The 4,085-nt window shown below is 55.5% G+C and carries 5 protein-coding genes and 1 rRNA gene; 4 read left to right on the top strand and 2 right to left on the bottom strand.

Annotated elements, in window-relative coordinates:
- Both rrf and mscL read left to right on the top strand, forming a co-directional pair.
- Window positions 1-90 (top strand): 5S ribosomal RNA (gene rrf, locus T518_RS11495); the annotation flags it as partial.
- Between the two features lie 122 nt (window positions 91-212).
- Window positions 213-650, top strand: a complete 438-nt coding sequence (gene mscL, locus T518_RS11075; RefSeq protein WP_211248227.1) for a large conductance mechanosensitive channel protein MscL — start codon at window positions 213-215, stop codon at window positions 648-650.
- An 86-nt stretch (window positions 651-736) separates the two neighbouring features.
- Here mscL and T518_RS11070 read toward each other — a convergent pair whose 3' ends face one another.
- The gene (locus T518_RS11070) at window positions 737-1,390 is read right to left on the bottom strand and encodes a Crp/Fnr family transcriptional regulator (protein WP_005843089.1); all 654 of its coding nucleotides are present in this window, start codon (window positions 1,388-1,390) and stop codon (window positions 737-739) included.
- A 217-nt stretch (window positions 1,391-1,607) separates the two neighbouring features.
- Here T518_RS11070 and T518_RS11065 point away from each other — a divergent pair, with 217 nt between their 5' ends.
- Complete coding sequence (locus T518_RS11065) at window positions 1,608-2,888, top strand: NCS2 family permease (protein ID WP_036378930.1); 1,281 nt, start codon at window positions 1,608-1,610, stop codon at window positions 2,886-2,888.
- 40 nt (window positions 2,889-2,928) lie between these two features.
- Window positions 2,929-3,573: an HAD family hydrolase gene (locus tag T518_RS11060; protein WP_036378928.1), complete on the top strand. Its 645-nt coding sequence runs from the start codon at window positions 2,929-2,931 to the stop codon at window positions 3,571-3,573.
- 106 nt (window positions 3,574-3,679) lie between these two features.
- Here T518_RS11060 and T518_RS11055 read toward each other — a convergent pair whose 3' ends face one another.
- Window positions 3,680-3,952, bottom strand: coding sequence for a hypothetical protein (locus T518_RS11055; protein WP_005843084.1), 273 nt, complete (start codon window positions 3,950-3,952; stop codon window positions 3,680-3,682).
- Window positions 3,953-4,085: the final 133 nt, after the last annotated feature.

Genomic DNA, 4,085 nt, shown 5'->3' with positions numbered 1-4,085 from the left:
CCTGTTCCCATACCGAACACAGTAGTTAAGCATTCAGAGGCCGAAAGTACTTGTCTGGAGACGGACTGGGAGGATAGGAAGTTGCCGGTTAAGCAGGAGCTCCGCTGAGGCGGAGCTCTTTTTTGTGCACGACTATATGTTTTGGAGCGGACCTGTGTTAAAATGAAATCGGTCTATTCTTATCGTTCGCTTGTATTGTGAGGAGGATTTTTATGATCGAGGAATTCAAGAAATTCATCATGCGCGGCAATGTCCTGGACATGGCCGTCGGTATCATCATCGGTGCTGCCTTTGGCAAGATCGTCACGTCGTTCGTCAATGACATCCTGATGCCGCCCATCGGCCTTCTGCTCGGTCGCGTGGATTTTTCCAATCTGTTCCTGAACCTTTCGAGCACGCCGGCTGCGACGCTCACCGAAGCGCGTGACGCCGGTCTGCCGGTCATTGCCTACGGCTCGTTCCTCAAGGCTGTCGTCGATTTCCTCATCGTTGCATTTGCGATTTTCCTGCTGATCAAGCAGGTCAACCGCCTGATGCCGAAAAAAGAGGCAAAGGCTGCGCGCCTCTGCCCGTACTGCCGTCAGGAAATCGCAGATGATGCGACGCGCTGCCCGCACTGCACGTCCGAACTTCCAGCTGAGGCAAAATAAGAGAATAAGATACGGGACAGCATGAAAAGCGACTGCAACATCCTATAGCGAGGTGTTGCAGCCGCTTTTTATGTTTTGGTTTTGCCTCATTCATCCTCCAGCTTGAGAGTGCGCAGTTTCTCCTGCTGCGCGACGCTGATGGCAATCTTGCCGTGGAGCAGGGTGATGAGCCCGGCATCGCGCAGCTTGCTGACGCCGCGGTTGACCGTCTTGACACTCGTGCCGATATCGTCGGCAATCTGCTGGCGGCTCGTGTGCAGGACGAACTGCTCGGACGGTGCGAGGTCGAGTCGCTTGACGAGGTATTCCTGCAGGCGCTGGATGCTCGGCTGGAATTTGATCTGGCCGTTCTCGTTGGAGGTCGGGTACATCTTGGAGGCGAGCAGCTGGGCGATGGCACAGGCGAAATGGTTGTCGCGGCGCATCCACTTCTTGAACGTGTCGGCCGTCATGGCGATGACTTCACATTCCGTCACGGCTTCGTTGGTGGCCGAGAAGTACTCCTGTCCGGCGAGAACCTCGAGGTCGCCGATGAGGTCGGGGACGGTCTGGTGAGCGAAGGTGTAGCGCTGCCCACTGGCGAATTCATTGCTGACGCGGGTTGTGCCCTTGGTCAGGATGTAGACGTGGTCGGCGCGTTCTCCTTTGCGCACGACGAACTCACCGGGCCGGAAGGTGCGATGGCTGATCTTGGCTCGGATGCTCTCTGGCATGAATTCAATCACTTGTTCCAGCTTCAATGAAATCTCTCCTTTATCTGCATGATGATAGCTTCTTCTCAGTCCTGTTATTCATGGTACTTTTCTCTATTATAGCCTAAAATCGCGCTGGCGAAAACTTTCTGACTCTTTACAAAAAAATATTTGGCCAGCATGGACCCCTGTCCTTTTTATATTGGCTCATTTTCGCTAAACTAGATGTATAAAGTCAAATCAAGATGATTCAGGAGGAAAGAGCATGCAGGCTTTATTCGAGGGGGTCCTTAAGGACCGCCGCTTATGGCAGAGGGAGATTTTGGCGGGCATCACGGCCTTCTTTGCCATCTCATACATCATTGTCGTCAACCCCATCATCCTGGCCGATGCGGGGATGCCCGCGGAACTCTCAGTCTTTGCGACAATCTTCTCGTCCATCATCGGCTGCCTGATCATGGCGTTTGTGGCAGATGCCCCGATTGTCCTGACACCCGGCATGGGCATCAATGCCTTCTTCACCTACACCGTCTGCGTCCAGATGGGGCTCTCCTGGCAGGAGGCCATCGCCATCTCGCTCGTATCCGGCCTGATTTTCGCCTACGTCGCCTGCACGAAGTGGCGCGACCGCATCGCGCATGCTGTGCCCAACTCGCTCAAGTGTGCAATCACGGCTGGCATCGGTCTGTTCCTCGTCGAGATTGGCCTCGAGAAGGCACAGCTGATCCGCTCGGGCGCGAACTCCATCATTGAGCTCGGCTCGCTGACGAACCCGATGGCGCTCTTGGCGCTCTTCGGCCTTGTCCTGAGCCTGGCCCTCTACCTGCGCGGTGTGACGGGGAGTTTCTTCATCGCCATCCTCGTGACGACGGCGGTGGCACAGGTTTTTGGCATTAAGGACCCGACGCCCTTAGACCTCGATTTCGCGCATATCTACGACTACCCGCAGCTCTTGTTGCAGGCAGACTTCCACAATGCGTTGAGCATCCCGTTCCTGCTCTCGGTCTTCTCGATGTCGATGATCATGATCTTTGAGACGATGGGACTGCTCGAAGGCATCCTGCCGGACCGTTCCAAGTTCTCGCGTACGTTCCGCGGCTCGGCCGTGACGACCATCATCTCGAGCCTGCTCGGTACGAGCCCGACTGTCGCAGCGGCAGAGAGCGCAGCCGGCATCGCGAGTGGTGGCCGCACGGGTCTCATGGCCCTCACGGCGGCGGTTCTCTTCGCGGTATCGCTGTTCTTCATCCCGCTGCTCTCGTACGTGCCGCAGGCGGCCATTTCCCCCGTCATCATCATCACGGGTGCGATGATGATGCAGCAGCTCCAGCACATGGACTTTCAGGATTTCTCAGAGTGGTTCCCCGCCTTTCTCGTCGTCGTGCTGATCCCGCTTTCCGGCAGCATCTCGACGGGCCTGGCCTTCGGTTTCACGGCCTACCCGCTCTTGAAGCTCATGAACGGCCGCTCGCGTGAGCTGCATGCCCTGAGCTACGGCCTCGGCTTCTTGTTCCTCATGAACCTCGTCTTCCAGGCGAGCTTCTGATATTTCTGCTATAATAGAGGCAGATATTTCTTTAGGGGGAATGAGATTGAAGCCGGCAGCATTTATCTTTGACATGGATGGCGTCATCATCGACAGCGAGCCCATCCATTCGCGCGTGAAGATGGACACGTTCCATCACTTCGACCTGCCATTTGATGAAGCAGACCTCATCCATTACATGGGGCGCACGAGCGATGAGATTTTCGGCGAGGTCATCGCAAAAGAGGGCCGCAAGGACCTGCGCGTGGAAGACCTCGTGCGCTACAAGCACGAACACTACCTCGAAGTGCTGCAGAGCGGCACGATCGCACCGATTGAAGGAGCGGTGGAGCTCATCCGCCATCTCTACGATGAGGGCATCCCTCTGGCACTGGCGACATCGTCGTGGGAGCGCGTCATGGACACGGTGCTCGATGCCTTCAAGATTCGGTCGTATTTCCGCTCAGTCATCTCGGGCAGTACATTGCCCAAGAGTAAACCGGACCCAGCCATCTACTTGTTGAGCGCCGAACGCCTCGGTGTGCCTCCGAAGGACTGCCTCGTCCTCGAGGATACGGCGGCAGGTGTGCTGGCGGCTAAGCGCGCGGGCATGCGCTGCATCGGCTTCCGAAGCCCGCATTCTGGGGCGCAGGACCTGTCCCTGGCGGATACGGTCGTCAGCCGCCTCAGCGATGTCAACGTATGAACGGACCGATAAGAAAAACAGACCATAAAAAAGCGTCACTTCCGTGTGGGAGTGACGCTTTTTGCGTTCCGAGCGGAGCAGCTCTGACGAGATGTGTTCAGTCAGCTCAGACAATCGGAAAGGAAAGGATCGTGCCGTACTGGATGTAAGCACTGGCATCGGTCGGGTTGCCGTTCAGGATGGCATCGCGGATGGCCGGGATATCCTCTTCTTTGGCATGGATGCGTCCTGCGGCGAGTTCCTCTTCAATCTTGGCGAAGAGAGCCTTGCGGGAGACCTTCAGATCGCGGAAGATCTCTTTGTTGTAGAATACGTTCATGGATTTCTGGCTCTTCTCCTCATCGCAGTTGAAGAAGATAAAGGCGTTCTTCTCTTTCATCGTGATTCCCCCTCAAAAAATAAATATGATGGCAATCCCCTTGATTTTGATGATGGATTGCATGACAGCATAATTATAGCATATTTGAGGAAATTTGTTTAATCGGAGGAAATAAATGGAATATGTTCCAGGA

It is taken from the genome of Mitsuokella jalaludinii DSM 13811 (assembly GCF_000702905.1).
Classification (GTDB): domain Bacteria; phylum Bacillota; class Negativicutes; order Selenomonadales; family Selenomonadaceae; genus Mitsuokella; species Mitsuokella jalaludinii.
The sequence above is the reverse complement of the archived record's forward strand: the minus strand, read 5'-3'. Positions and strand labels throughout refer to the sequence as shown.